The following is a 26,212-nucleotide window of genomic DNA, read 5'->3' on the forward strand; positions in this document are numbered from 1 at the left end:
CTCAACCCGCCTGCTCGCGTGCGGCTTTCTCCTCTTTCGCCGCCTGGACGCGGCCTTCGTTCATCTCGGCCATGGCCTCGGGGATCTCACTCGCGGTGAACTTGCCGCCACGGCCGGTGGGCAGACCACCGAACGAGTAGTCCTCGTCGAAGTCCGGGGCGAGCGAAGCTTCGCGGCGGGCCTCGACCTTCTCCAGGATCGGCGCGAGCCGTCTGGCCTTGGCCGCGACGGCTTTCTCGTCACGTTCGATGAACTCGGGCAGCACCTCCTTGCCCATCAGCTCGATGGACTCCATGGTGCCCTCGTGGCTGCGGGGGTTCAGCAGCAGGATGATCTCGTCGACGCCACTGTCTTCGTAGCCGCGCAGGAATTCCCGCACGGTGTCCGGTGACCCGATGGCGCCGCGGCCCGGGCCGTACGCAAGCGTCTGATCCTGTTCGACCTCTTTGAGATAACGCTCCCACACCTTTGTGCGGCCAGGGGTGTGTGCGCCGGTCATGTAGTAGTGCATGATGCCGAACGAGAAGAAGCCACCGCCCACGCCGAGCCGCTGCACGGCCTGCTCGTCGGTCTTGGCCACCATCATCGAGAGGTCTCCCCCGATGGCCAGGATGTTGGGGTTCACCAGCGGCGTGACGGGTGCGCCCTTATCCGCGAACTCCTGGTAATAGCCGTCGACGCGCTCCTTGAGCGGTCCGGGGCCGGTGTAGGCGAAACTCAGTGCGCCGATGGCCTTCTGCGCCGCCATCTGCACCGACGACGGCCGGGTACACGCGACCCACACCGGCGGGTGCGGCTTCTGCGCAGGCTTGGGGACGACGTTGCGGGCCGGCATCTCGATGTGTTCACCCTTGAAGCCCGTGAACGGCTCCTCGGTCATACAGCGGATCGAGACCTCGAGTGCCTCTTCCCATTGGGCACGCTTGTCGGCCGGATCGATGCCGAAGCCGCCGAGCTCACCGACCGACGACGATTCCCCGGTGCCGAACTCCACGCGCCCACCGGAGATCAGGTCGAGCGTCGAAATGCGTTCGGCGACGCGGGCGGGGTGGTTGACCGCGGGCGGCAGATGCATGATCCCGAAGCCCAGCCGGATGTTCTCGGTGCGCTGGCTCGCCGCGGCCAGGAAGATCTCGGGCGCGGTCGCGTGACAGTACTCCTCGAGGAAATGGTGTTCGGTGAGCCACACCGTCGAGAATCCGGCCTTGTCGGCAGCCTCGACCTCGTCGAGCCCGTCGAGGAAAAGCTTCTGCTCGTCGTCGTCGGACCACGGGCGCGGCAGCGCGAACTCGTAGAACAAGGAGATCTTCATGGCTTCCTCTTCCTCCTAGGGAATCGTCAATGTGTTGTCTGTCGAAGCGGTATCGACCTGGGCAGCGGCATGTTTGGCGGCGACATAGCCGAATGTCATGGCCGGCCCGATGGTCGCTCCTGCGCCCGCGTAGCTGCGTCCCATCACCGCGGCCGAGACATTGCCGACCGCGTACAGACCACGCACCACGGTGTCGTCGTCGCGTAGCACCCGGGCGTGCTCGTCGGTGCGCAAGCCGCCCGAGGTACCCAGGTCGCCCAGGATGATCTGGAACGCGTAGTACGGCGGCTTGCCGAGCGGTCGCAGGTTCGGGTTGGGCAACGTCGGGTCGCCGTAGTAGTTGTCGTAGGCGCTGTCGCCTCGGTTGAAATCGTCGTCGTGGCCGGCCTGCGCGAGTTGGTTGAACCGCTCGGCGGTGGCGCGCAGATTCTCTGCCGGGACGTCGATCTTGCGCGCCAACTCATCCCAGCTGTGAGCCTCTTTGACCACACCGGATTCCAGCCAGGCGCGTGGCACCTTCCGGCCCGTCGGCACGGGCGCGAACGGCACCTTCGGGATGGGCAGGTGCCCGGCGACGACGTAGCGATGGAATGAGTCGATGTCGGTGACGAGCCAGCACGGGATGTGGGTCATGCCCGACTGCTGGCCCTTGATCATCGCGTGGGCGAAATCCATGTACGGCGCGGCCTCGTTGACGAACCGCCTGCCATCGCCGTTGACCACGAACTGTGCCGGCATCATGCGCTCGTTGAGCATGAACTGAAGGCGCCCGTCCGGCCAGCAGATGGCGGGAAACCACCATGCCTCGTCGAGCAGATCTGTTGACCCACCGACCTTTTCCCCGGCCCGGATACCGTCACCGATGGCCGCGGGGTTGCCGAAGCTCCAGTCCTGCTCCAGCACCGGCAGGTGAACTTTCCGCCAGGCCATGTCGTGGTCGAAGCCGCCAGAAGCCAGGACCACACCGCGCCGGGCCCGGATCCGCAGCGGCCTGCCGTCACGCTCCACCACCGCACCGATTACCTCGCCGTCGGCGCCCGTGATCAACTCGACCATCGGCGCATCGAGCCACAGCGGAATCCCGTGCTGTTTCATGGCCAGGCGCAGCCTGGCCGCCAGAGACTGGCCGATCGCGGCCATCCGGTCTCCGAACACCCGAGCCCGGAACATCCGCCAGATCAGCTTGACGAGTACGGCCTTGCCGCGCCAGTTCTGCCGCACCTGGTAGAAAAGCCGAAGGTCTTTGGGCGCAAACCAGATTCCCTTCGGGGCGAGCGCAAGCGGCGCCAGCAGGCGCTGCTCGTCGTCGCCCAGCTTCCGCAGGTCGATCGCGGCGACGTTGATGGTGCTGCCGAGCGCGGAGCCGCCGGGCAGTTCGGGATAGTAGTCGGCATAGCCGGGCTTCCAGACGAATTCGCACCAGTCACTGGTGCGTTCGAGGAAGTCCATCATCTCCGGGGCGGCCTCGACGTACCGACGCAGCCGGGCGTCGCTGACGGCGCCCTCGGTGATCAGCTTGAGGTACTCGAGTACGCCTTCGGGCGAGGGCACATACCCGGCGCGGCGTTGCGCGGGTGCGCCCGGTACCCAGATGCCGCCACCGGACAGCGCGGTGGAACCCCCGAATCGCGGCGACTTCTCGACGACGACGGTGTCGAGGCCTGCCGCGTCGGCGGTCAGGGCCGCAGTCATCCCGCCGCCGCCGGAGCCGACGACCAGCAGGTCGACGGTATGGTCGAAGCTCTCTGACGTCATGTGGGTACCGCCGTCCTGATTGCGAATCCTGCGATCAATTCCGGTGCCGCCCGGTAGAAGTGGGTGCCGGTCCGGTACGGACCGTGGACCGCCAACGCGGCGAACGCGGCCACCCAGGTGCGGATCTCGTGCGCCGAATTGCCGGCCTCTGCGGCGATCGCGTCGTTGGACCAGCTGTCGAGTTCGGCGAGCCTGCCGTGGTCGAATATTTCCAGCAGGCGACCGTCCCAGTCAGGGTTCAACGGCTGCAGTGCGCTGTCCCCGTTGGCGAAGTCACGAGCGGCCTGGCTCACCGCGGTCTGCCGTGCCATACGTTGCTCGGCGGTCATCGGCACGCCGTGCACGATCCGGTTCAGGGCAGCCGGCGGCGCGGTCGCCAGCGTCGGAACGGGCGGATCATGAGACAGGCCACCGGATCCGAGAACCAGAACCCGCTTGTCCAGGGTCGCCAGAAAGGCGCCGACCGCGGCCCCCAACACACGTGCCCGCGACAGCGGGCCCAGCGGGGTCGCGACCGAGTTGACGAAGATCGGCACCACCGGGCGGGCCGTCGCGTCGCCGAAGAGTTCCTGCAGCGGCTGCACGGTGCCGTGGTCGACGTCCATGCTCGACGAGATCGCGACGTCCACGCCGGATTCCCAGACCGCTTGCGCGCACGCCTGCGCGATGTCTCCTGCGACGTCGAGCGGACCTTCATGCGTCCCGTAGTCTCCGACCGCGCTTGCGGCGGTACCGATGCAGAATGGCGGCATCAGCCGATAGAAGAACCCGTTGTAATGATCGGGTGAGAACGTCACGACCAATTGCGGGTCGAAGTCGGCGACAAACTTTCGTGCTCCCGCCAAACCGGATTCGATGTCGTCAAGGAGTTCCCGCGACGGTCCCGGAAGATTGAGCAGTGGGCTGTGGGACATACAGCACAGGGCTACCGACACCATGACCTCCTCCCTGCGTCAGCTTGAGCACGTCGAACAACGCGGAGCTCAGTTCCGGCGCGCGTTGCGCGATGTCGGCTCCGGCAATGCAGCGGTCCGGGCGCAGCACCAGAACCGACTCGGTGTGGACGTCGAACCAGGATTTGAGGGCACCGGTGCGGTCGCCGACGACGACCACGGCCGGATCTTCAGGGGCATCCGCCCCCGTCCAGTGCAGTTGCGTCTGCGGCCGCGCGGCGATGAACACCGCGCCCAGCGCCTTCCACCGCTCGAACGCCTCGGCACCGAGCAGGGACCGCGGATCGTTGTTCCAGCACAGCACCGCGAAGCCCGGGCCGACGACATCGTCGAGCAGAACGTCGGAGTGTTCGCGGGTGTCGACCCTGGGCTGGATGAACAACGTGCCGACGGGCGAGGCTGCGGTGGGCGGCTTCGGGTGATGGACGGCGCCGTGCTCGTAGCGCGGCATGGGTTTGAACCGCATCTCCAGTACATAGCGTTTGAGCGTCGGCACTACCGAAGCGCCACGAATCATCCTGTCCCGCAATGCTGCAACCCTGCGGTTGGTGGGCGAGATGACGCGGCCCACCATGGTGGACAGGTCGATCATGGCGCGAGCATGCTTGCGGCGTTCGACGTCGTAGGTGTCCAGCAACCCGTCGCCGGCCTGGCCGTTGACCACCGCGGCGAGCTTCCAGCCGAGATTGGCCGCATCCCGGATGCCGCTGTTGTACCCCTGGCCCTGCCACACCGGCATCAGGTGCGCAGCGTCCCCTGCGAGCAGCATCCGGCCCTCGCGGAACGCCCCCGCGATGCGCGAGTGGTGGGTGTAGACGCGCCTGCGGATCACGTCCACCTTCTCGGGGTGAGGCACGAACGGAGCGAGCAGGCGCGCCACGAATTCGGGATCCTCGGCCTGCTCATCGGTTTCGTCGGCATGGATCATGAACTCGAAGCGCCGGATGCCATGGGCGATGGAGATCGAGGCGTACGGCCGGTCAGGGTCGGCTCCGACCTCACTGTTGGGATGCCCCAGCGGATCGTTCGCGAGATCGATCACCACCCAACGGGTCGCCGAGGTGGTGCCGTCGAACGACACTCCCATGAGGTGCCGGGTGGCACTCCGACCGCCGTCACACCCGACCAGGTACCGCGCCCGCACTGTGGGTATGCCGTCAGCGAATTCGACCGTGACGTCGTCGGCCGACTGGCTTGCCGTTTCCATGCGCCGGCCCCACGCTACCTCGACATGGTCGAACCGGTCCAGGCCCGCCAGCAACTCGGCGTCGACCATGGGCTGGACGAATCCGTTGCGCTTGGGCCAGCCGAATCGTGCGTCGGGAGGCGCCATTTCGGCAAGCAGCCGGCGACGGGCGTCGTAGAACCGCAGGATCTGGTTGGGGACGGTGTGCGGCAGTATCTGGCCGACCAGCCCGATGGACTGGAACGTGCGCAAGGATTCGTCGTCGAGGCCGACACCGCGGGGGTAGTCGATGAGAGAATCACGCTCCTCGACGACGAGCGTGCGGACACCTTGCAGCCCGAGGATGTTCGCAAGGGTCAGCCCGACCGGACCGGCGCCCACGATGACGACGTCGACCTGCTGTTGGGGTGTCATTGCCGCCCCAGCAGGAAGTCGAGGTGCAGTCGGTTGAACGTCTTCGGATCCTCGTACTGCGGCCAGTGTCCACACCCCGGCATGACCTCGAACCGGGCGCCGGGAATCATCGAGGCGATCCGGCGTCCCTCTGCGACGTCGGCGGTCGGGTCGTCACTGGTCCACACCACCAGAGTGGGCGCGGCGATGGACCCGTAGTCATTCTCCCCCAGCAGGTTTCGCGCCCGGATTTCTGGATCCTGCAGTGCCATGATGTCGCTCATGGCCGAGACGAAGCCGGGTTGACGGTAGACGCGCTGCCGGCTCGCGACGATATCGTCGTAGTCCTTGGACTTGTCGGCCATGAGCCACTTGATACGCGCCTGAACTGTTTCCCAAGAGGGGTTTTCGGCCGCGGCCATGGACAGCGTGACGATGCGCTTCATCACCTCGGGGTCGGCCTGTGAGCCACCGGCGGTGTTGAGCACGAGCCGGTCGATGCGCTCGGGGTGATCCACCGCGGCCCGAGCGGCGACCCAGCCACCCAGCGACTCCCCGGAGATGTGGGCGCGGTGCGCACCGACCGCGTCCAGGAACGACATCAGGTGGCCGACGTAGTGCGCGACCTCCAGGGGATGACCGGGCTTGTCGGTGTACCCGTGCCCGAGCATGTCGATCGACCACGTCGAGAAGTGTTCGGCGTGCGCCGCGAGATTGCGGACGTACGCCTCGGCGTGCCCTCCTGAGCCGTGCAGCAGAACAAGTGTGGGCAGACTCCGATCACCCGCGTGCAGGTAACGCGTGCGCACCCCGCCCGCGTCGAGGTATCCCTGGGAGAACTCGATGCCCTGCAGGTCGCTCCAGACGCTCTCGAATTCGGCAGCCGTGCTTGCCATGGTCCCCTCTCCGGAGAGTGCGAGAATATTATTCTCTTTATTCGTAAGCAGTTTGCTCATTTATCGCACGTTGATGTGCATTATTATCAGAGCATCACTCTCACCGAACTGTCTGTCAAGGAGGGGTGCGATGCCAGCCAGGTCCAGTCAGCCAGCGCCTCGATCGGCTGTCGACGGCGCACCCAACGGAGCCCCGGGATCCCAGACCTTGGCCCGCGGGCTCAGCGCCCTGCAGGCGATCGCCGATGCCCCGACCGGGCTGACCGTGCAGCAGGTGGCCGACCACCTCGGGGCGCACCGCACGATCGCCTATCGGCTGCTGGCCACGTTGAGCCAATTCCGTTACATCGCAAAGGGTGACGACGGTCGCTACCGACCCGCGGCGGCGCTGGCGGTCCTCGGGTCGTCGTTCGACAACAATCTGCGCCAGTTGAGCGTTCCGACGTTGCGCGCACTGGCGGACGAACTCGGCACCACCGTGTCACTGTTGGTGGCCGAGGGCGACCAGCAGGTGGCGATCGCGGTGATCGTGCCGACCCAGGTTTTCTACCAACTGTCCTTCCACGAGGGCAGCCGTCATCCGCTCGACCGGGGCGCGGCCGGAGTGGCACTGCTGGCCAGCATGCCGCCGCGTCCGGGTGAGCGCGAACTGGTTCGCCAGACCCGGGAACAGGGCTGGGTGATCACCCACGGCGAGATCGAACCCAACACGTTCGGGCTGGCCGTGCCGGTCCGAAGGCGCCTCCCGGCACCCCCCACCTGCATCAACCTCATCTCGCACCGCGAAGACGTCGTGCTGGACGGCAAGGACGCCGTGGTGCGAGCCGCACGGGAACTGTCCGCGATCCTGCACTGAAAGGCCATGCACCAGTGAATTATTGGGATATCGAAGTCGACGTCGTGGTACTGGGCAGCGGCGGCGCCGGTCTCACCGCGGCGCTCACCGCGGCCGTCAGCGGCGCATCGGTCGCCGTATACGAGAAAGCGCCCACAGTCGGCGGTACGACAGCCGTCTCGGGCGGCATCGTGTGGATTCCGGCGCACGACCGCGCGGCCGACGGCCCGTTGCCGGTTGCCGACGCCATGGCCTATCTGCGTGCACAGTCCCTCGGGTACATGGATGCCGACCTGGTCGAGACATTCGTCCGCACTGGGCCCGCCATGCTCGACTTCGTCGAGGCCAACAGCGAACTCCGATTCGCTGTTGCCGAAGGATTTCCCGACTACAAGCCCGAGCTGCCCGGCGGGCGTCCCGGCGGCGGGCGATCACTCAGCGCCGGGCCGGTGGACCTGGCCCGGCTAGGCGACTGGGCGACCCGGATCACGTCCTTTCCAGCGGATTTCAGCAATGTCGGCATCGACGCGGAGACGCGGGCCCGGATCCACGCCACCTACGACGACCCCGGCGCCGACCTGTGTGTGGCCGGTACCGCGCTGATCGCCGGGCTGCTGCGGGGACTACTGGAGCGTCACGTGTCACCGGTGACCGGAGCCCGGGCGGTCGAACTGCTTGGCGCCGCCACCGGCATCACCGGAGTGCGGATCTCAGTCGGCGGCACCGACATCCGAGTCCGAGCCCGCAGCGGCGTCGTGCTGGCAACGGGCGGGTTCGAATGGGACGCAAAGCTGGTCGAGGCGTACCTGCGGGGCCCGATGCACGGTCCGGTGTCGCCGCCGAACAACACGGGTGACGGGCTGAGGATGGTGATGGCGCACGGCGCCGATCTGGCCAACATGGGTGAGGCCTGGTGGGTTCCCGTCGTCCAGATCCCCGGGGACACCATCGACGGGCACCCACGCAGCCGCAGTGTCCGGTTGGAACGCACACGGCCCCGCAGCATCATCGTCAACCGCGCCGGGAAACGGTTCGTCAACGAGGCCGGCGAGTACAACTCGATGGCAGGGCCCTTTCAGTACCTCGACCCCAAGGTCGGTTACGCCAACGATCCGGCGTGGATCGTGTTCGACTCAGTGCACCTGCAGCGCTACGGGTTCCTCGGCGTCGAGCCCGGTGAGCCGGTACCGGACTGGTTCTGCGAATCGGTCTCTCTCGCCGACCTGGCCACCAAGACCGGTATCGATCAGCAAGGCCTGGCCGCGACGCTGGCGAGCTGGAACGACAACGTCGCCAGGAATACCGATCCCGATTTCGGCCGCGGCGCAAGCGCGTACGACGGCTATTGGGGTGACCCGTCGGCCACCACCGTGGCCGGGCAGACGCTCGGTCCGGTCGACACCGCGCCGTTCTACGCCGTGCCCGTCAAGGTGGGGGCCATGGGCACCAAGGGCGGGCCACGCACCGACCGCGACGGCCGTGTGCTGCACGTGAGCGGCGCTCCGATACCGGGACTGTTTGCCGCAGGCAACGCCATGGCGGGAGTGACGGGCAAGGCCTACGGCGGCGCGGGCGGCACACTGGGGCCCGCGATGGTGTTCGGCTATCGCAGCGGGTACACCGCGGCCACCGGCAAGTCCGTTTCCTGAGGCCACACCGGACTGTCGGTTACCCTCGTGTCGTGCTGTTCACGCCGCGCAGTGCCGCGCAGACCCGCATCCTCGATGCTGCGCTCGAGCTGATCTCCGAGCACGGGGCCGCAGGCACGTCGCTGCAGATGATCGCAGACGCCATCGGTGTCACGAAAGCCGCTGTGTACCACCAGTTCAAGACCAAGGAAGCGATCATCATCGCACTGACCGAGCGGGAACTCGGGCAGCTCGAGGAAGCGCTTGAGGCGGCCGAAGCCGAGGGATCGCCCGCACGGGCACGCGAAGTGCTGCTCACGCGCGTGATCGAGATAGCCGTGCGACGCCGGCGTGCGGCCAGCACACTGCAGTTCGACCCGGTCGTGGTGCGGTTGCTCGCCGAGCACGAACCGTTCCAGGTGTTCATCGACAGGCTCTACGCCGCAATGCTCGGAGATCAGCGCGGCAGCACCGCACGCGTGCACGCGGCGATGCTGTCAGGAGTGATCAGCGTTGCGGTGATGCATCCGCTCGTCGCCGACATCGACGACGACACCCTGCGCGCCGAACTGATCCAGACGATGCGCCGCATCGTCTCACTGCCTGCCTGATTCGGAAATCAACTGCGCGGCAGCACTGTACGGGTCGCTGATCCCGTCCGCCACCTCGGCCGCCAACCGGTCGAGTTCGGTGTGGTTGCGCAACAGCGTCTGCGCGAGCGACAGAATCTGCGTGCGAGCTCTGGCGGAGCGGCGCGCCGCCGTGTCCGCGCGATGGTGGGCATCGATCGCGGCCACCAGTTCGCCGAGCCCGTCGCCTTGCGAGGCAACGAGCTTCAGCACGGGAACGGTCGCTTCGGCCCGCAAGTCACGCGCGGTCTGATCGGCGCCGTCGCGGTCGGCCTTGTTCACCACGACAAGATCGGCCACCTCGAGCAGGCCGGCCTTGGCCGCCTGGACCGCATCGCCCGCTCCCGGGTTGAGGATGACCACCGTGGGATCGGCGAGCGCGGCGATCTCGATCTCGGACTGCCCCACACCGACGGTCTCCAACACGATCAGGTCATACGACAGTGCGGCCAGCAGTCGGATCGCGCCGGGCACCGCAGCAGCCAGACCACCCAGATGCCCGCGTGCCGCGACGGATCGGATCAGCACATCGGGATCGTTGATGTGGGCGGCCATTCGGATCCGGTCACCGAGCAGCGCGCCGCCGCTGTACGGAGATGACGGATCGACGGCCAGCACGGCCACGCGCTGCCCGAGACCGCGGTATGCGCCGACGAGCGCGGCGACCGTGGTCGACTTGCCCGCCCCGGGTGGGCCGGTGACGCCGATGACGCGCGGCGAGGCGGGCTCGAGTACTGCCAAAACCTCGTCGCGGCGGTCGCTTTCGACGAGGCTCAGCAGTTTGCCGACCGCGCGCACGGAGCCGCCGCGGGCCGAGGCGATCAGTTCGTCGATGGTCATCGGATGCGACTCTACGGAGGTGGTGCCGTGATCAGGCATTGATCTGCTCCTAGTTCACCCCGCATGAGAATGCTATTCTCTCAGTTCGAGAGTCTGAGTTGCAAGAAGGGGAACCATATGCAGATCGCCGGTAGCTCTGCGCTCGTCGTCGGCGGAGCGGGCGGCCTCGGTGAGGCGACCGTCCGCCGCCTGCACGCGGCAGGCGCCAAGGTGGTCGTCGCCGATGTCGCCGACGAGAAAGGTGCCGAGCTGGAAAAGGAGCTGGGCGTCCGCTACGTCCGCACCGACGCCACCGCCGAGGAATCCGTGCTGGCGGCGATCGCCGAAGCCGAATCACTGGGCCCGCTGCGGATTTCCGTCGACACCCACGGCGGCCCGGCCAGCGGCGGCCGGTTGGTCGGCAAGGACGGCTCACCGCTGGATCTCGACGGGTTCAAGAAGACCATCGAGTTCTACCTCACCGCGGTGTTCAACGTGATGCGCCTGTCGGCCGCGGCGATCGCCAAGACCGATCCCTTGGACGAGGGCGGCCGCGGCGTCATCATCAACACCGCGTCCATCGCCGGCTACGAGGGACAGATCGGGCAGTTGCCGTATTCGGCAGCCAAGGGTGGCGTGCTCGGCATGACTCTGGTGGCCGCGCGTGACTTGTCGCCGTTGGGCATCCGCGTCGTCACCATCGCGCCGGGCACCATCAACACCCCCGCCTACGGCAAGGCCGCCGATCAGTTGGAGCAGTACTGGGGCCCGCAGGTGCCGTTCCCGAAACGCATGGGCCGCTCGGTGGAATACGCACAGCTGGCGCAGAGCATCGTCGAGAACGACTATCTCAACGGCGAGGTCATCCGCCTCGACGGGGCGCTGCGGTTCCCGCCGAAGTGAGCCCACACCCCGCGACCGTGCGGGTCTGCTGGTCGACACACCATGCCGCGTCGGCATTTGTGCACGCTCGGGAGCATCCACCACGCCCGCAAGCGCCGAATACGAATCCGAGTGCGGTACTACGGGTAGTACCGCACTTCTCCAGGCGATGTGATGTCCCAGCGGTCGATGGTCGCCGAACGTGCGCGAAATGTTGCTGCGTACCGGCGTGGCGGCCAGCAGACGCGCACCCTCGCGGTGCCGAGAGGAACGGGTCAGCTCTTCGCGATCAGGCCGTCGACGATGCGGTTGAAGTCGGCGGTGCCGAACGACACGTACTCGGCGAGGTTGGCGTAGTCGAGCGACGCCATCACGCGTTGCTCCAGTTGGATGTTCATGAGCCGCTTGGTGGCCTCGACGGCCTGCCGCGGCAGCTCCATGAGCTTCTTGACGCATGCGATCGCCTCGCTCAACGGGTCGGCGACGACATGATTCGCCAGCCCGAGTGCCACGGCGCGCTCGGCCGTGATCCGCACGCCCGTCAGTGCAAACTCCTTGGCCTGCAACAACGAGATCTGTGAACCCCACACCAGTGGGCCGCCGTCGGCAGCCACGAGGCCGATCTGGACGTGCGGATCTGCGAAATGGGCGGTCTCGGCCATGTAGACCACATCGGACAACGCCGCCAGGCTGCAGCCCAGCCCGACCGCAGGACCATTGACCGCCGCGACCACCGGGATCCGGCAACGCAGCATGCCGATCACGAGATCACGTCCGTGTTTGATGGTCTTCTGCCGCAGCGCCTCGTCACGACGCAGCTCGTCGAGGTAGTTGAAGTCGCCGCCCGCCGAGAATGCCCGGCCCGCACCGGTGATCACCGCCGCACGTGCGTCGGCGTCCTCGTTGAGCGCTTCCCACAGCCTCGCGAGCCCGACATGCAGGTTGTCGTTGACGGCATTGAGGGCATCCGGCCGGTTGAGGGTGATGATGCGCAGGCCGCCATCGGCCCGCACATCGATTTCTGCTGGCATGCCGTACATCTGGTTACACCCCTAATCCGAGGATCCGCGACGCGATGATGTTCTTCTGGATCTGCGATGTGCCACCCATGACGCTCTGTGCGCGGCTGTAGAGGTAGGCGCTCAGCAGCTCGGGATCCGTGGTGCCGCTGACCGCAAGCGCGGCGTGACCGACCGACTGCTCGACCCAGGTCATCAGCAGCTTGTCCAGTGAACCCTGTGGACCGTGCGTGATGCCGTCGAGCTGCTCGGACAATCGGCGCCGCACGTGCAGCCGCAGCATCTCGGCCTGCACGGCAGCCCATGCCAGCTCCTCGGGAACCTTGCCCTGAACCCGAGACGCCATCTCGCGCACCAGTTTTCCGTACCGGGCGGAATACCCCAGCGTCGACGGCTCCCGCTCGTGGCTGACGACGGTCATGGCCAGCCGCCAGCCGTCACCCGGTGCGCCCACCATGTGCGACGCCGGCACCACCGCGCCGTCGAACGTGACCTGGCCGAACTCGGTCGTGACACCGTTGATCATCCGCAACGGCCGTTGCTCGATACCGTCCTGGTGCATCGACACGATGAACGCCGAAATGCCTTTGTGTTTGGGGCTGGCTCCGTCCGTGCGGGCCAGCACGAGGCACCAGTCGGCGACATCGGAGTAGCTGGTCCAGATCTTGTGCCCGTTGATGATGTAGTTGTCGCCGTCGCGGGTCGCCGTGGTGGTGAGCGACGCCAGGTCCGAGCCGGCGCCGGGCTCCGAGAAGCCCTGGCACCACCGCTCGGTCCCGTTGATCATGCCGGGCAGGAACCGCTGCTGCAGTTCCTTGCTGCCGTGGTGGCCCAGGCCCACCACGAGGTAGCCCAGACTGGGGCGGGGCGGAGCACCGGCCCGGGCGAGTTCTTCGTCGACGATCACGTCGTACACGGGCGGCAGCTCCTGGCCGCCGAACTCCTTGGGCCAGGACGTCCCGAAAAACCCTGCGGCATACAGGGCTTGGTGCCACTGCCCCTGCCGGGTCCAATAGGCGTCGCCGGATGCCTTGAACGACGCCGCGTTGTCCGCCAACCAGGCCCGCAGCCGGTCCCGGAACGCCGCTTCCTCGGGCGAATCACGAAAATCCAAGATCGATGTCCTCCAGTCCAACGGGCCACAACGCGGTGGCGGTCAGTACGCGCCGCAGGTACACGTGCGCCAGGCATTCCCAGGTGTTGCCGATGCCGCCGTGGACCTGGATCGCGGTCTCACAGACCGTGCGCGCGGCGCGCGCGCAGTACACCTTGGCGATCCGCGCGGCGCGAACCGCCTCGGCGGCCGGAAGCTCGTCGACGGCCCAGGCTGCGTGGCGCAGCACGCTGATCGAGCCTTCGATCAGCGCCAGGCCCTCGGCAAGCAGATGTGCGATGGCCTGGTACGAGCCGATCGTCGAACCGTACTGCTCGCGGACTTTCGCATAGTCGACAGCCAGAGCATGAGCGCCACGCGCGGCACCGACGATGTCCGCGCTCGTCGACGCCACTGCCAGGGCCTGCCAGCGCAGTGCCTCGTCGGCGCTGAGTTCGTGTAATTGCGAAGGAGATTCGACGACACCGACCGTACTGCGGGTGAGATCAACACCAGCCGGCGCGGCCTCGGCGCCACCCACGGTCACGGCGTGCCCGAGCCTGCGGGCCAGGTCATCGGAGAGCACCGGGCCGAGGAACGGCACGTCGACGAGACCGCGCCCGAATTCCTCAGCGACGACGGCCACTTCGACACCGGAGGCACCGTCAGACCGCAGCGTGCGCCACTCGGTCGCGGCCACCGTGCTCTCCAGCCGGGCCACCCGCCGTTCATCGGCGAGTTCGGCAACCGACCCCGGTCCCAGATCATCGGCCAGTTTCGCCGCGGCTTCTCGCAGCTGCTGTTGTTCAGCCGTCAGACGGACGTCCATGCCGCTCCTTGAGCACTCGTCGTAACACCTTTCCGGAAGGGAGTCGGGGGATCTCGGGTACGAACTCCACGCGCGCGGGCTTCTTGTACGACGCCAGCCGCTCACCGACCAGTCCGATGAGTTCTTCGGGCCGCACTGCGGCACTTGTGGTTACGGCCGCGACGACGGCTTCCCCGTCGACCGGGTCGGGTTCGCCGAACACCGCGCAGTCCACCACCGCCGGATGCCCGTGCAGCACCGCCTCGACCTCGGCAGGCGCCACCTGGAAGCCCCGGACCTTGACCATCTCCTTCGCCCGGTCGGTGATGTGCAGGAAGCCGTCGTCATCGAGGAAGCCGACGTCACCCGTGCGGTACCACCCGTCGCGGAAGGCCTCGGCCGTCGCGTCCTCGGGCAGGTAGCCCGCCATCACCGAGTCCGACCGCACTTGGATCTCTCCGTCACCGGCGATCCGCACGTCGACTCCGCGGGCCGGGATGCCGACGGTGTCGATGCGGGTGCCCGAAAGCGGATTGCACGCGATGACAGGCAATTCGGTGGTGCCGTAGGCGGTGAGCCAGCGGAGCCCGGTGCGTTCGCTGACCGCGTCGGCGACGGTACGGGTCACAGGCGTCGCGCACCACATGACATATCGCAGCGACGAAAGGTCGTAACCCTCCAATCCGGGGTGCGCGGCCAGCGCCAAGGCGATCGGCGCCACGGCCATTTCGATCGTGATGCGGTCGGATTCGATGTGCCGCAGCATGGTCTCGACGTCGAAGCGCCGGTGCAACCGCATCCATGCGCCGGTGTCGAGCACCGTCGCGATGTTGAGCAGGCCGAGAATGTGCGAAGGCGGCGTCATGATCTGCATGCGATCGTTCGCCGTGAGCCCCAGGGCGTCGCGCCAGTGCCGGATCGCGGCCGCGAACCCGCCGTGGGTGTGCCGGACCGCTTTCGGCAGGCCTGTGGTGCCCGAACTGAACACCAACAAGGCGTCGGCATCGGGCGCGGGCACATCGAACCGCCGCCGCGCGGGAATGACCGGCTCGTCCAGATGCACCATCGGCATGAGCGCCGCCAGTACCTCATGGTCCCCCACCGCGTGGGCCGGCGCGGTCAGCGCGAGCGCATGTGCCACCTCGGCCGCTTTCCACGCGGGGCTGATCAACACGGCCGCGGCCCCCAGACCCCAGATCGCCCGCAGTGCCACGACGAACTCCGGGCGGTTCGAAGACATGACCGCCACACGATCACCCGGGTTCACCCCGCGACACGAAAGCGTCGTGGCCATTCCGCCGGCCAGCGCGTCGAGTTCGTCGAGCGTGTACCCGCGATCCCCGAATGCGAGGGCAACGGAGCTGCGGACGGCCGCCTCGGTCACGAATCACCACCCATCACGCACCCGTCGCCAACCACACCGAGAAGATACTATCATTAATAGAGAATGCTATTCTCTCAATATCAGAACGCACTTGCTCAGGGAGCCTCATGACTGCAGAACCGATGGCCGCAGGCGAAACCGGCGGCAAGGTGACGATCGTGTTCGAGCGCGAGCAGGCGTCCGTGCCGCGCAGGCAAGACGAGACACTGCTCGAGAGCGCGCGGCGCGCGGGGATGACTCCGCCGTTCTCCTGCGAGGCGGGCAATTGCGGCACATGCATGGCCAAGCTTCTGGAAGGCACCGCAACCATGCGGGTGAACGATGCGCTCGATGACGACGAGGTCGCCGACGGTTACGTGCTGACGTGTCAGGCCGTCCCGGACTGCGACTCGGTGACGGTGTCCTACGACGAGGACTGAACGGACGCATCGGCATGGCGGCGGGACAATTCGTCGAACGCGGGCGCAGGCCGGTAGTGCGGTGTGTAGCCCGCCACGTGGATCGGGCTGCCCACCAACCGGAAGTCGCCTGCGGTGACAAGGATCTCGGGCACGGCTGAGAGCGCCTCGGGCAGCGTCCGGACCGCGGCGGCCGGAATACCGAGCGGCTTGAGGCGCGATTCCCAGCCTGCTGCGGTACCACTCGCCAGAGCGGCCGTGACCACGCGCAAAACCTCGTCACGCCGCGCGGCCCGTTCGGCCATGGTCTCGAAACCGTCGATGCCGGCCTCGTGTGCGAAAGATCTCCAGAACCCGTCGTGCGTCACGAACAACGCGAGATAACCCTCGGCGGTCGGAAAGAGCTGAGCGGGAACGTAATAGGAATGCGCGCCGTAGGGATGACGACATGGCTCGGTGCCGTCGTTGAGGTACGCCGACGCGCGGTAGTTCAGCTGCGACAGCATGACATCGCGCAACGAGACGTCGACCTGCCCGCCCCGTCCGGCGACGATCATCGCCAGCAGTCCAAGCGCCGCGGTCAGGCCCGTCGAGTTGTCCGCGGACGAATAGCCCGGCAGTGTCGGTGGGCCGTCCGGGTCGCCGGTCATCGCAGCGACCCCGGTGGCCGCCTGGATCACGTAATCGAATGCCGGGTCATCGCCGCCGTCCAATCCGAAGCCCGTCATCGCGACACACACGATCTCGGGATTGAAGGTCCGAAGCTTTTCGTAGGTGAGGCCAAGTTTCCGGATCACCGACGGTTTCATGTTTACCAACAGCGCATGCGAATCAGTGACCAGTTCGCCGAGTTTCGCCTGCCCCGCCGCTGAAGCCAGGTCCAGGCACAGGCTGCGCTTACCGCGGTTGAGGCTCGCGAAATAGCTGTCGCCCACCTGCCGCGAGATCTCGCCACCGGGCGGCTCGACCTTGATCACCTCGGCACCCAGGTCCGCGAGCATCATCGTGGCGTACGGACCGGCCAGCATGACGCCGACCTCGATGATGCGGATGCCGGCCAGCGGGGCAGTCATCGCAGCGCCTTGGCGAGCTCGGCGATCGCCTCACGCGTCCGGTACTTCGACGCGATCAGCTCGTCTCGGGTCTCCCCGATGGGCAGCAGCCGCACCGACAGGTCCGTCACCCCGGCGTCGGCGAACTTCTCGAACCGCGCCAGGATCGCGTCTTCGTCGCCGGCCGCGCACAGGTCTCCGACGTTTCGGGCCTCGCCGCGATCCAGCAGACGCTGGTAGTTGGGTGAGGTTTCGGCCTCCGCCAGAATCCGGTTTGCGCGATCCTTGGCGGCCTCGATCTCCGAATTCGCACACAGGCAGACCGGGATTCCGGCCACGATCCGCGGCGCCCGGCGGCCCGCGGCTGCGGCGGACTTGGTGATCTTGGGAGCGATGTGCTCACCGATGGCCTTCTCGTCGGCCATCCACAACACCGTGCCGTCGGCCGACTCGCCTGCGATCTGCAGCATCACCGGTCCCAGTGCCGCAACCAGCACGGGCATCGGCGGGTCGGCGCCGAGCACCGTCGGATTGTGCACGGTGAACGTGTCGTTCTCCACGTCGACCGGACCCGGACCGGCGAGCGCGGCCGCCAGTACCTCCAGATAGTCACGCGTGTAGGCAGCCGGTTTCTCGTACGGCAGGCCCAGCATGTCCCGGACGATCCAGTGGTGCGACGGCCCGACACCCAGTGCCAGCCGGCCATCGGCGACCGCGTGGGTCGACAAGGCCTGGCGCGCCAGTGCAATCGGATGCTGTGCCTGCAACGGAACCACCGCGGTTCCGAGCTCGATCGTCGAGCTGTGCGCGGCCATCAACGACACCATGGTCAGCGCATCGAAATCACTGGGCACCTGCGGCATCCACGCACTGTCGAGGCCTGCCGACTCGGCCCACCGGATGTCGGAGACCAGCTTGGAGACTTTGCGGGCCATGTCACCGCGCTCGGCCCCGATCATCACACCCAGCCTCATCAGCCTGAAACCTTTTCTGTCAGGGCCCGGACATCGGTTACCAACGTGTCGAGGGAGGTTCCGGTCGGGAACACCGCTGCCGCACCGGCATCCAGGAGCTTCTGCACGTCGGACTGTGGGATGGTGCCGCCGACGACCACCGCGATGTCCCCGGCATCAGCCGCCCGCAATGCCTCGACGGTGCGCGTGGTGAGCGCGACGTGGGCACCGGACAGGATCGAAAGCCCCACCAGCGCAACGTCTTCCTGCAGCGCGATCGACACGATGTCCTCGATGCGCTGCCGGATACCGGTGTAGATCACCTCGAATCCGGCGTCGCGCAGTGTGCGGGCGACGATCTTGGCGCCGCGGTCATGCCCGTCGAGACCGGGCTTGGCGACCAGAACGCGAGTCGCCATCAGAACACCACCGGCTGCCGGAACTCGCCCCACACCGACTTCAAGGTCGACACCATCTCCCCCACTGTGCAATACGCATTGGCGCAGTCGATCAACCTGTGCATCAGGTTGTCGTCACCCTCGGCGCCCCGGGCCAACGCGGCCAGGGTTTCTTTGACCGCGACGCCGTCACGCTCGGCCTTGACTTTCGAAAGTCGCTTGAGCTGGAGATCGCGCCCCTCGGCGTCGAGCTCGTACGTCGCGATCTCCGGCGCAGGTTCGTCGACGGCGAACTTGTTCACCCCTACGACAACCCGGCGTCCCGTTTCGACGTCGAGGTGGATCTTGAACGCCTCGTCGGCGATCAGGCCCTGCAGGTAGCCGTCCTCGATGCACTGCACCATGCCGCCGTGCGTATCCAGGTCAGCCATGATGTCGATGATCTTGGCCTCGGTGGCGTCGGTGAGCGCCTCGACGAAGTAGGAGCCACCGAGCGGGTCGGCCACCTTGGTCACGCCGGTCTCGTAGGCCAGGATCTGCTGTGTGCGCAGCGCGAGCGTCGCGGATTCCTCGCTGGGCAGCGCGAACGGCTCGTCCCACGCGGCGGTGAACATCGACTGCACCCCGCCGAGTACCGAGGCCATGGCTTCGTACGCCACCCGCACCAGGTTGTTCTGCGCCTGCGGCGCGTACAGCGACGCTCCCCCGGACACACAGCCGAACCGGAACATCGAGGCCTTGTCGGTGATCGCGCCGTAACGCTCCCGCACGATGGTCGCCCAACGACGCCGGCCCGCACGGTATTTCGCGATCTCCTCGAAGAAATCACCGTGGGTGTAGAAGAAGAACGAGATCTGCGGCGCGAACTTGTCGATGCTCATGCGGCCGCGCTCGACGACGGTGTCGCAGTACGTCACGCCGTCGGCGAGCGTGAACGCCATCTCCTGCACAGCGTTGGCCCCGGCGTCGCGGAAGTGCGCCCCGGCCACCGAGATCGCGTTGAAGCGCGGCACCTCCTCCGCACAGAACTCGATGGTGTCTGCGATCAGCCGAAGCGACGGCTCGGGCGGCCAGATCCAGGTGCCGCGCGACGCGTACTCCTTGAGGATGTCGTTCTGGATTGTGCCCGTGAGCTTCTCGCGCGGCACCCCCTTCTTCTCCGCCGCGGCCACGTAGAAGGCCAGCAGGATCGCGGCCGTGCCGTTGATCGTGAAGCTCGTGCTGATCTTGTCCAACGGTATGCCGTCGAACAGGATCTCGGCGTCAGCCAAGGAGTCCACCGCCACCCCGACCCGGCCGACCTCTTCGCCGTACTCGTCGTCGTCGGAGTCGTAGCCGCATTGGGTGGGCAGATCGAGCGCGACCGACAACCCGGTGCCGCCCTGGTCGAGGAGGTACCGGTACCTGCGGTTGGACTCTTCGGCGGTTCCGAAGCCCGAGTACTGCCGAAACGTCCAGGTCTTGCCGCGATAGCCAGAGGCGAAGTTGCCGCGCGTGAAGGGATAGCTGCCCGGCGCGGGCGGATCCCCGGCACGGTCGCCCGGCCCGTACACGGGCGCCAGCGGGATGCCCGAGGGAGTCTGTACGTCGTCGTTCATCACTGGATAACGTACTTGCAGAAAATGAGAATGCCAATACCGATGAAGGGAAATAGTGGGTGTGTGCAGGCTCGGAGCCGACGCGGCCATCCAGCGACGCAGCACACCAACGGGCGCGAACAGTCTGGTGAACCCGAATCACCGGCAGCGACGCCGTATGATTACGAGACTTGCTAAAAAGGAGAATGGCAATACCATTCTGATACGGTTGCGCGCGCTCGCTGCCGCATCCGACGAGGAGGCGCATGTCCAGCCAGCAGGAGTCATTCAGCGACCGGACGCTGGTCGTGTCGGGCGGCAGCCGGGGTATCGGCCTGGCGATTGCCTTGGGCGCGGCCCGCCGCGGCGCCAACGTGGTGCTGCTGGCCAAGACCGCCGAACCACACCCCAAACTCCCCGGCACGGTGCACACGGCCGTCGCCGATGTCGAGGCCGCAGGCGGCAAGGCAGTCGCCGTGGTCGGCGACGTTCGCAAGGAGGACGACGTCGCACGTGCTGTCGAGACCGCCGTCGAGCACTTCGGCGGCGTCGACATCGTGGTCAACAACGCCAGCGCCATCGCCACCGACCCCACCGAGTCGCTGCCGGCCAAGAAGTTCGACCTGATGATGGACATCAATGTCCGGGGTACTTTTCTGCTCACCAAGGCGGCGCTGCCGCAGCTGCGCAAATCCGCTTGCCCACACGTGCTGACGCTGGCCCCGCCGTTGAACCTGAACCCGTACTGGCTGGGCGCGCATCCCTCGTACACGCTGTCGAAATACGGCATGACCCTGCTGTCACTGGGCTGGGCCGCCGAATATGCCGATACCGGAATCGGGTTCAGTTGCCTGTGGCCCGAGACCTACATCGCGACCGCCGCAGTCGCCAACGGTGCGGGCGGCGAGGAGATGCTGGCCGCGTCCCGAAGCCCGGAGATCATGGCCGACGCGGCGGCCGAGATCCTGTCGCGTTCGCCGCGCGAGGTCACCGGCCGCTGCTTCGTCGACGCCGAGGTGCTCACCGCCGCGGGTGTCGACGACCTGTCCCGATACGGTGGCGGGGAGACGCCGATCATCGACCTCTTCATCGATGCACCTGGACAGGGCCAATGAGTATTTCACTGCTGCTCGAGATGGCGTCGTCTGGCAACCCGGACCGCACAGCCGTGGTGTCCGACGACATCCGGCTGTCCGCGGGAGAACTGAGCACTCTGGCCGCCGGCGGTGCCGGCGTCATCACCGGCACCGGCGCCCAGCACGTGGTGTACGTCGGAACCGGAGGCGCACTGCTGCCCCTGCTGCTGTTCGCCTCGGCCGGCGCCGGCGTGCCGTTCACGCCGCTCAACTACCGGCTCAGCAAGGACGGCCTTCACGAGCTGATCGACCGGCTGCCCGAGCCCTTGGTCGTCGTCGACACCGACTACACCGAGGTGGTGGTGGGAGCCGGCAAGCAGGTCATGACCTCCGACGAGTTCCTGGCCGCCGCCCGCACCGCTGAACCCGCGGCCGAGTTCGCCGACCCCGACGCGGTCGCCGTCGTGCTGTTCACCTCGGGCACCACCTCACGCCCCAAGGCCGTCGAGCTCACGCACAACAACCTCACCAGCTACATCACCGGCACAGTCGAATTCGGGTCGGCGGCAGAAGAAGACGCGGCGTTGATCTGCGTCCCGCCGTATCACATAGCAGGTGTGAGCGCGGCCATGTCAAACCTCTACGCCGGCCGCAAGATGGTGTACCTACGATCATTCGACGCCTCGCGGTGGGTGAATCTGGTGCGGGCAGAAGGCGTCACGTCCGCGACCGTGGTGCCGACCATGCTCGATCGCATCGTCAGCGTGCTGGAGGCCACCGGCGCGGAGTTGCCGACGCTGCGCAGCCTCGCCTACGGCGGCTCCAAGGTGGCCATGCCGCTGGTGCGCAAGGCGCTGCAGCTGCTGCCCGGCGTGGGCTTCGTCAACGCCTACGGCCTTACCGAAACCAGTTCCACCATTGCGGTTCTCGGCCCCGATGACCACCGGGCCGCGCTGGCCGCCGACGATGCCGCGGTGGCGCGCCGGCTCGGGTCGGTAGGCCAGGTGGTCCCCGGCGTCGAAGTGCAGATCCGCGCCGGCGACGGGACCGTGCTGGGGCCCGGCGAGACCGGCGAACTGTTCGTGCGGGGCGAGCAGGTCTCCGGCCGTTACACCGACATCGGTTCAGTGCTCGATGCCGAAGGCTGGTTCCCCACCAAAGACGTTGCGATGCTTGACGGTGACGGCTACCTCTTCATCGGCGGACGCTCCGACGACACCATCATCCGGGGCGGCGAGAACATCGCCCCGGCCGAGATCGAAGATGTGCTCGTCGAGCATCCCGAAGTGCGCGAGGTGGCCGTCGTCGGGCCGGACGATCCGCAGTGGGGCCAGATCATCGTCGCCGTCGTGGTGCCCGCCGAGGGCGCCTCTCCCGACCCCGACGCGTTGCGCGACCATGTGCGTAAGCAGCTGCGGGGTTCGCGCACACCCGACCGGGTGGTCTTCCGGGACGAACTGCCCACCAATGCCACCGGAAAAGTGCTGCGCCGCCAGCTTGTCGACGAACTGCAGCCGATCTCGAAGGAGTCCGCATGATCAAGAACGGCACCCGCCTGCAGAGCCAGGTGTGCGATACCCAGGTGATCGTGGTGCGCAGCGCCGAAAGCCTCGACGACCTACGCGCAGGCGGAGTCGCGATGATCGCCCTCGATGCCGAAAAGGATCCGGCCGCGACCCTCGACCCGGCCTACGCCGGCGGAAACCTGATGGGCAAACGTTACGTCGACGACGCCGGCGCAGAGGTACTGGTGACCAAAGCCGGCGCGGGAACCCTGTCGGTGGGCACCACCGCGCTGAGCCTCAAAGAGGCCAAGCCGCTTCCCGCCAGCGACTAGCACCGGCGCGGAGCCCCGCCCACGCCTCACGCGTGCCGGCTGGTCACTCCTCCGTCCACGACGAGCTGGGTGCCGGTGATGAACGACGCCTTCGGCGACATCAGGAACGCCACGGCGGCCCCGATCTCGTCGGGCCGGCCGAGCCGGCCCAGGGGCGCCGCCTGTTCGAAGCTCGTGCGGACCTCCTCGACGTCCAAGGCGATTTGCAGCATCGGGGTGTGGATGAAGCCCGGGCACACCGCGTTGACACGGATTCCCGACGGGCCCAACTGGGCCGCCATCGATCGCGTCATACCCAGCAGACCGGCCTTCGACGCGCAGTACGCCGGAATGAACGGGTTGGCCGCCAGACCTTCGATGCTGGAAATACCCACCACCGCAGGCGAGGCACCCTCACTCGCCGACTTCTCCAAGTACGGCAGGAGAAACTGCACCAACAGCGCTTGTGCGCGCAGGTTGACGTCGAGCACCGCGTCCCAGGACTCCTCCGTATAGGTGCCCACCGGTTCCGGGATCACCCGGCCCGCAGCGTGGACGAGGCCGTCGATGCCGTCGAGTTCCCGGGCGGTCTCCTCGACCGCCGCCGAGAGCGCACCGGTGTCACACACATCGATCACCGTCGACGGCATGCCCAGCCCTTCGGCCACGGCGCGAACCTCGGGAGCGATGTCCCACAAAGAAACCCGCCGTCCGTCGGCGATCAGCGCCTCTGCGCTGGCCCGCCCGATACCCGACGCTGCACCTGTCACCACCACACCTGTCATGGCGGACAGGTTAGGTGCTCGGTGGGCCGCCGCGGGCGATTTTGGTTATACCGGCTAACCGATGGGCTCGGCCAGCGCATCGGTCATCGGATCAGGGCCGGCATCGAATCCCACCCGCGGACGGTCGAAGTCGGTGACAACACGGCGCTTTCCAGGTCGACCTCCCACTCCGGGAAACGCTTGAGCATCTCTTCCAGCGCGATGCGGCCTTCGAGCCGGGCGAGTGCCGAGCCGAGACAGTAGTGGGTGCCCACACTGAAGGCCAGGTGCTGGCGCTGCTCTCGGTGAATGTCGAAAACCTCACCGTCCGGCGGGAATTGGCGGCTGTCGCGCACCGCCGCGCCGATCAGCATCATCATCACGCTGCCCTCGGGCACGGTCTGGCCATAGAACTCGACGTCACGGGTCACATACCGCGCGACATGCGGGGCGGGCGGCTCGAAGCGCAGGAGCTCCTCGATGGCCTGCGGGATCAGGCCAGGGTTCTCCACCAGCTGACGGCGTTGATCCGGATGCTCGGCGAGCACCTTTGCCGCCCAACCGATCAGCCGGGTCGTGGTCTCGTTACCGGCACCGGCCACCACGTTGAGGTAGATCAGGAGTTCTTCCCGCGTGAGCTTGCGGATGACGCCGTGCTCGTCGGTGAACTCGACATGGAGCAGGTCGGTCATGATGTCGTCGGACGGATTGTCCTTGCGCCAATCGATGTAGGTCTCGAAGATCGACCCGTCGACGAGGCCTTCCCGGGCGGCCTTCATCGGCTTGCCGGCTTCCGTGCGCAACTGTTCGTTGCCGTGGTCGCGGATCATCTCCTGGTCGTCCTCGGGGATTCCCAGCAGCGCGCTGATCACGCGCATCGGCATGATCGCGCCGAAATCCTTGATGAAGTCGATCTGTCCCGCGCCGACCAGCGGATCCAGCGACTGTGCGCAGAATTCCCGGATCTTGGATTCCAGCGCATTGATCTTGCGCGGCGTGAACATTCGGGCCAGCAGCTTGCGGTGGATGTCATGGATCGGCGGATCCTCGAAAATCAGGGCACCGGAGGGGATGTCGATGTTCGCCTTGATCAGTTCGATGATCGCGCCACGCGCCGAACTGAACGTCTCGTGATCGACGAGGCCCTTGTTCACGTCGGCGAACCGACTCAGCGCATAGAAGTCGTACTGCTCGTTGTAGTACAGCGGCGACTCGTCACGGAGCCGGGCGAACGTCGGGTACGGATCGGCGTTGATCGCGACGTCGTAGGGGTCGAAGTACACACTTTGGGTCGCGCTGGCTGTCACGGAAATCCACCTCTCTGTGTCCGAGAGCGGAGTTTACACGCGGATGCTTATGCGCGTAAGTACGTGGCGCGATCCGACCGCGCGCCTTGAAGCTCAGGTGGATTCGCGCTCAACCAGCCTCGCGACGGCCGCGGCGCTCGTTTCCTGCTCAGCGGGATACCCCAGCTCGGACATCATGGCGGCAACCGCGACGTCGACGATGGCCTTGGCGTCGAACGCCACGGAGGTCAGCGGCGGGGCGCTGACGGCACCCAACTCGGTCGCGTTCACGCCCATGACCGCCATGTCCTGCGGGCATCGCAGGCCCGCCTGCCGCAGGCCGTGCAACACCACGAACGCGGTTTCGTCGCTCTGCGCGCACACCGCGGTCACGCCGGCCGAGGCCCAGTCGGTGACGATCTCGGCGGCGTTTGAGCCGTCGGCGGCGAAGCTGGCGAGCGCGATCTCGGGCAGTGCCCGCCGTTGCGCGGCCGCGCGCAGCCCGACCAACCAGTAGTCGCCGAGCGGTCGCAATTCCTCATCCGTGGTGTAGGCGAACGCCAATCGGGTGTGACCGCGGCCCGTGAGGTACTCGACGCGCATCTCACCGATACTGCGGTCCAGTGCGCCGATCGAGTGCAATTGCGAACTGCCGAGATGGATCTGGGGTATGCCCGCGGCGGTTGCCGCTGCGAGCGCGTTACCCGAAAGCGGAAAGGTACTGGTGACGGCCATCGGATTCAGGTCGGCGATGGCATCGACGACGTTGCGGTCGTCGTCGGTTTCGAACTGCAGCGACAACACGATTCCATGGCGAGCCAACGCCGTGGTGAGCCGGCTGCCGACCTCGATGGGCAGATTGCCCAACGCGAGCCTGCCGACGATGTAGAGCACCACTCCGCTGCCACCGACCGCGAGGTTGCGCGCGGCCAGGTTGGGGCGATAGCCGAGCTGTGCGGCCGCATCGCGCACCGCCCGCTGGGTCTGCTCCGAGATGCGTTGCCCGGAAACATTGTTGAGCACGTAGCTGACGGTCGCGGTCGAGACCTTGGCGAGCCTGGCCACGTCGGCCTTTGTCGGACGGGGGCCGACAGCGGCTCCGCCCGGGCGGGGCGTTCCCTTGGCACTCACGGCTTCATCGTGGCATGTTGCTGATCCGAATCGCGAAGTCCAACCACTCCGCCGCATTGGCGATCGAGGCGCCGGCGATCGCCTTGCGCACAGTGGGGGTTGACGCTGGGGTGCCTCTTCGGTGACGTCAACAGAAAACTCGCCTCTCGGTTCGCGAGAGGCGAGTTTA

25 protein-coding genes are annotated in these 26,212 nt (G+C 66.9%); 8 read left to right on the top strand and 17 right to left on the bottom strand.

Annotated features, from left to right (window positions below; translation table 11 throughout):
* Position 1 precedes the first annotated feature (1 nt).
* Genes G6N67_RS00635 through G6N67_RS00655 form a run of 5 tightly spaced genes read right to left on the bottom strand, consistent with a single transcriptional unit; the run spans position 2 to position 6,495 of the window.
* Positions 2-1,312, bottom strand: a complete 1,311-nt coding sequence (locus G6N67_RS00635) for an LLM class flavin-dependent oxidoreductase (protein WP_036436127.1) — start codon at positions 1,310-1,312, stop codon at positions 2-4.
* A gap of 15 nt (positions 1,313-1,327) precedes the next feature.
* The gene (locus G6N67_RS00640; RefSeq protein ID WP_036436125.1) at positions 1,328-3,067 is read right to left on the bottom strand and encodes an FAD-binding protein; all 1,740 of its coding nucleotides are present in this window, start codon (positions 3,065-3,067) and stop codon (positions 1,328-1,330) included.
* The gene (locus tag G6N67_RS00645) at positions 3,064-3,981 is read right to left on the bottom strand and encodes a 3-carboxyethylcatechol 2,3-dioxygenase (protein ID WP_036436123.1); all 918 of its coding nucleotides are present in this window, start codon (positions 3,979-3,981) and stop codon (positions 3,064-3,066) included. The genes G6N67_RS00640 and G6N67_RS00645 overlap by 4 nt, the downstream gene beginning before the upstream one ends.
* Positions 3,929-5,620 carry a bifunctional 3-(3-hydroxy-phenyl)propionate/3-hydroxycinnamic acid hydroxylase gene (locus tag G6N67_RS00650; protein ID WP_036436120.1) on the bottom strand — a complete coding sequence of 564 codons (1,692 nt, stop codon included), beginning with the start codon at positions 5,618-5,620 and terminating at the stop codon, positions 3,929-3,931. Before G6N67_RS00650 ends, G6N67_RS00645 begins: the two co-directional genes overlap by 53 nt.
* Positions 5,617-6,495 (bottom strand): alpha/beta fold hydrolase, encoded by an 879-nt coding sequence (locus tag G6N67_RS00655; protein ID WP_036436117.1) that lies wholly within the window; start codon positions 6,493-6,495, stop codon positions 5,617-5,619. Before G6N67_RS00655 ends, G6N67_RS00650 begins: the two co-directional genes overlap by 4 nt.
* Before the next feature lie 130 nt (positions 6,496-6,625).
* On the opposite strand from G6N67_RS00655, the gene G6N67_RS00660 reads away from it, so the two are divergent.
* From G6N67_RS00660 to G6N67_RS00670, 3 genes are read left to right on the top strand one after another with little or no spacing between them, the layout of a single operon-like run.
* On the top strand, positions 6,626-7,351 hold the full coding sequence (locus G6N67_RS00660; RefSeq protein ID WP_036436115.1) for an IclR family transcriptional regulator: 726 nt from the start codon (positions 6,626-6,628) through the stop codon (positions 7,349-7,351).
* A gap of 14 nt (positions 7,352-7,365) precedes the next feature.
* On the top strand, positions 7,366-8,979 hold the full coding sequence (locus G6N67_RS00665) for an FAD-dependent oxidoreductase (protein WP_163642084.1): 1,614 nt from the start codon (positions 7,366-7,368) through the stop codon (positions 8,977-8,979).
* 32 nt (positions 8,980-9,011) lie between these two features.
* Positions 9,012-9,569 carry a TetR/AcrR family transcriptional regulator gene (locus G6N67_RS00670; protein WP_036436112.1) on the top strand — a complete coding sequence of 186 codons (558 nt, stop codon included), beginning with the start codon at positions 9,012-9,014 and terminating at the stop codon, positions 9,567-9,569.
* Here G6N67_RS00670 and G6N67_RS00675 read toward each other — a convergent pair.
* Complete coding sequence (locus tag G6N67_RS00675; protein ID WP_036436111.1) at positions 9,555-10,427, bottom strand: ArgK/MeaB family GTPase; 873 nt, start codon at positions 10,425-10,427, stop codon at positions 9,555-9,557. The genes G6N67_RS00670 and G6N67_RS00675 overlap by 15 nt on opposite strands.
* Before the next feature lie 117 nt (positions 10,428-10,544).
* Here G6N67_RS00675 and G6N67_RS00680 point away from each other — a divergent pair, with 117 nt between their 5' ends.
* On the top strand, positions 10,545-11,309 hold the full coding sequence (locus tag G6N67_RS00680) for an SDR family NAD(P)-dependent oxidoreductase (protein ID WP_036436108.1): 765 nt from the start codon (positions 10,545-10,547) through the stop codon (positions 11,307-11,309).
* 254 nt (positions 11,310-11,563) lie between these two features.
* Here the strand turns inward: G6N67_RS00680 and G6N67_RS00685 are convergent, their stop codons facing one another.
* The 4 genes from G6N67_RS00685 to G6N67_RS00700 are packed head-to-tail and all read right to left on the bottom strand — an operon-like array spanning position 11,564 to position 15,592.
* Positions 11,564-12,328, bottom strand: a complete 765-nt coding sequence (locus G6N67_RS00685; protein WP_036436106.1) for an enoyl-CoA hydratase/isomerase family protein — start codon at positions 12,326-12,328, stop codon at positions 11,564-11,566.
* 4 nt (positions 12,329-12,332) lie between these two features.
* Positions 12,333-13,421: an acyl-CoA dehydrogenase family protein gene (locus G6N67_RS00690; protein ID WP_036436104.1), complete on the bottom strand. Its 1,089-nt coding sequence runs from the start codon at positions 13,419-13,421 to the stop codon at positions 12,333-12,335.
* Entirely contained in the window at positions 13,408-14,229 is an 822-nt protein-coding gene (locus tag G6N67_RS00695) for an acyl-CoA dehydrogenase family protein (protein ID WP_036436102.1), read from the bottom strand. The genes G6N67_RS00690 and G6N67_RS00695 overlap by 14 nt, the downstream gene beginning before the upstream one ends.
* Positions 14,207-15,592: a class I adenylate-forming enzyme family protein gene (locus G6N67_RS00700; RefSeq protein WP_036436100.1), complete on the bottom strand. Its 1,386-nt coding sequence runs from the start codon at positions 15,590-15,592 to the stop codon at positions 14,207-14,209. The genes G6N67_RS00695 and G6N67_RS00700 overlap by 23 nt, the downstream gene beginning before the upstream one ends.
* A 107-nt stretch (positions 15,593-15,699) precedes the next feature.
* Between G6N67_RS00700 and G6N67_RS00705 the strand changes: the two genes are divergently transcribed.
* On the top strand, positions 15,700-16,011 hold the full coding sequence (locus G6N67_RS00705; protein WP_036436097.1) for a 2Fe-2S iron-sulfur cluster-binding protein: 312 nt from the start codon (positions 15,700-15,702) through the stop codon (positions 16,009-16,011).
* On the opposite strand, the gene G6N67_RS00710 is transcribed toward G6N67_RS00705, so the two are convergent.
* From G6N67_RS00710 to G6N67_RS00725, 4 genes are read right to left on the bottom strand one after another with little or no spacing between them, the layout of a single operon-like run.
* Positions 15,996-17,063 carry a CaiB/BaiF CoA transferase family protein gene (locus G6N67_RS00710; protein ID WP_036436095.1) on the bottom strand — a complete coding sequence of 356 codons (1,068 nt, stop codon included), beginning with the start codon at positions 17,061-17,063 and terminating at the stop codon, positions 15,996-15,998. The genes G6N67_RS00705 and G6N67_RS00710 overlap by 16 nt on opposite strands.
* Positions 17,060-18,016 (bottom strand): LLM class F420-dependent oxidoreductase, encoded by a 957-nt coding sequence (locus tag G6N67_RS00715; RefSeq protein ID WP_036436093.1) that lies wholly within the window; start codon positions 18,014-18,016, stop codon positions 17,060-17,062. The genes G6N67_RS00710 and G6N67_RS00715 overlap by 4 nt, the downstream gene beginning before the upstream one ends.
* The gene (locus G6N67_RS00720; RefSeq protein ID WP_036436092.1) at positions 18,016-18,414 is read right to left on the bottom strand and encodes a cobalamin B12-binding domain-containing protein; all 399 of its coding nucleotides are present in this window, start codon (positions 18,412-18,414) and stop codon (positions 18,016-18,018) included. Before G6N67_RS00720 ends, G6N67_RS00715 begins: the two co-directional genes overlap by 1 nt.
* A complete protein-coding gene (locus G6N67_RS00725) occupies positions 18,414-19,991 on the bottom strand; it encodes a methylmalonyl-CoA mutase family protein (protein ID WP_036436091.1) in 1,578 nt (525 codons plus the stop codon). The genes G6N67_RS00720 and G6N67_RS00725 overlap by 1 nt, the downstream gene beginning before the upstream one ends.
* 245 nt (positions 19,992-20,236) lie before the next feature.
* Here G6N67_RS00725 and G6N67_RS00730 point away from each other — a divergent pair, with 245 nt between their 5' ends.
* The 3 genes from G6N67_RS00730 to G6N67_RS00740 are packed head-to-tail and all read left to right on the top strand — an operon-like array spanning position 20,237 to position 22,883.
* On the top strand, positions 20,237-21,085 hold the full coding sequence (locus G6N67_RS00730) for an SDR family oxidoreductase (protein ID WP_036436088.1): 849 nt from the start codon (positions 20,237-20,239) through the stop codon (positions 21,083-21,085).
* Positions 21,082-22,584: a class I adenylate-forming enzyme family protein gene (locus G6N67_RS00735; protein WP_036436087.1), complete on the top strand. Its 1,503-nt coding sequence runs from the start codon at positions 21,082-21,084 to the stop codon at positions 22,582-22,584. Before G6N67_RS00730 ends, G6N67_RS00735 begins: the two co-directional genes overlap by 4 nt.
* Entirely contained in the window at positions 22,581-22,883 is a 303-nt protein-coding gene (locus G6N67_RS00740; protein ID WP_036436085.1) for a hypothetical protein, read from the top strand. The genes G6N67_RS00735 and G6N67_RS00740 overlap by 4 nt, the downstream gene beginning before the upstream one ends.
* A 26-nt stretch (positions 22,884-22,909) precedes the next feature.
* Here the strand turns inward: G6N67_RS00740 and G6N67_RS00745 are convergent, their stop codons facing one another.
* The 3 genes from G6N67_RS00745 to G6N67_RS00755 all read right to left on the bottom strand — a co-directional run bounded on the left by G6N67_RS00745 (position 22,910) and on the right by G6N67_RS00755 (position 26,043).
* A complete protein-coding gene (locus tag G6N67_RS00745; RefSeq protein ID WP_036436083.1) occupies positions 22,910-23,647 on the bottom strand; it encodes an SDR family NAD(P)-dependent oxidoreductase in 738 nt (245 codons plus the stop codon).
* Positions 23,648-23,730: 83 nt separating this feature from the next.
* On the bottom strand, positions 23,731-24,933 hold the full coding sequence (locus tag G6N67_RS00750; protein ID WP_036436081.1) for a cytochrome P450: 1,203 nt from the start codon (positions 24,931-24,933) through the stop codon (positions 23,731-23,733).
* Positions 24,934-25,026: 93 nt separating this feature from the next.
* Positions 25,027-26,043 carry a LacI family DNA-binding transcriptional regulator gene (locus G6N67_RS00755; RefSeq protein WP_051578955.1) on the bottom strand — a complete coding sequence of 339 codons (1,017 nt, stop codon included), beginning with the start codon at positions 26,041-26,043 and terminating at the stop codon, positions 25,027-25,029.
* Between the last annotated feature and the right edge of the window lie 169 nt (positions 26,044-26,212).

Source organism: Mycolicibacterium mageritense (genome assembly GCF_010727475.1).
Classification (GTDB): domain Bacteria; phylum Actinomycetota; class Actinomycetes; order Mycobacteriales; family Mycobacteriaceae; genus Mycobacterium; species Mycobacterium mageritense.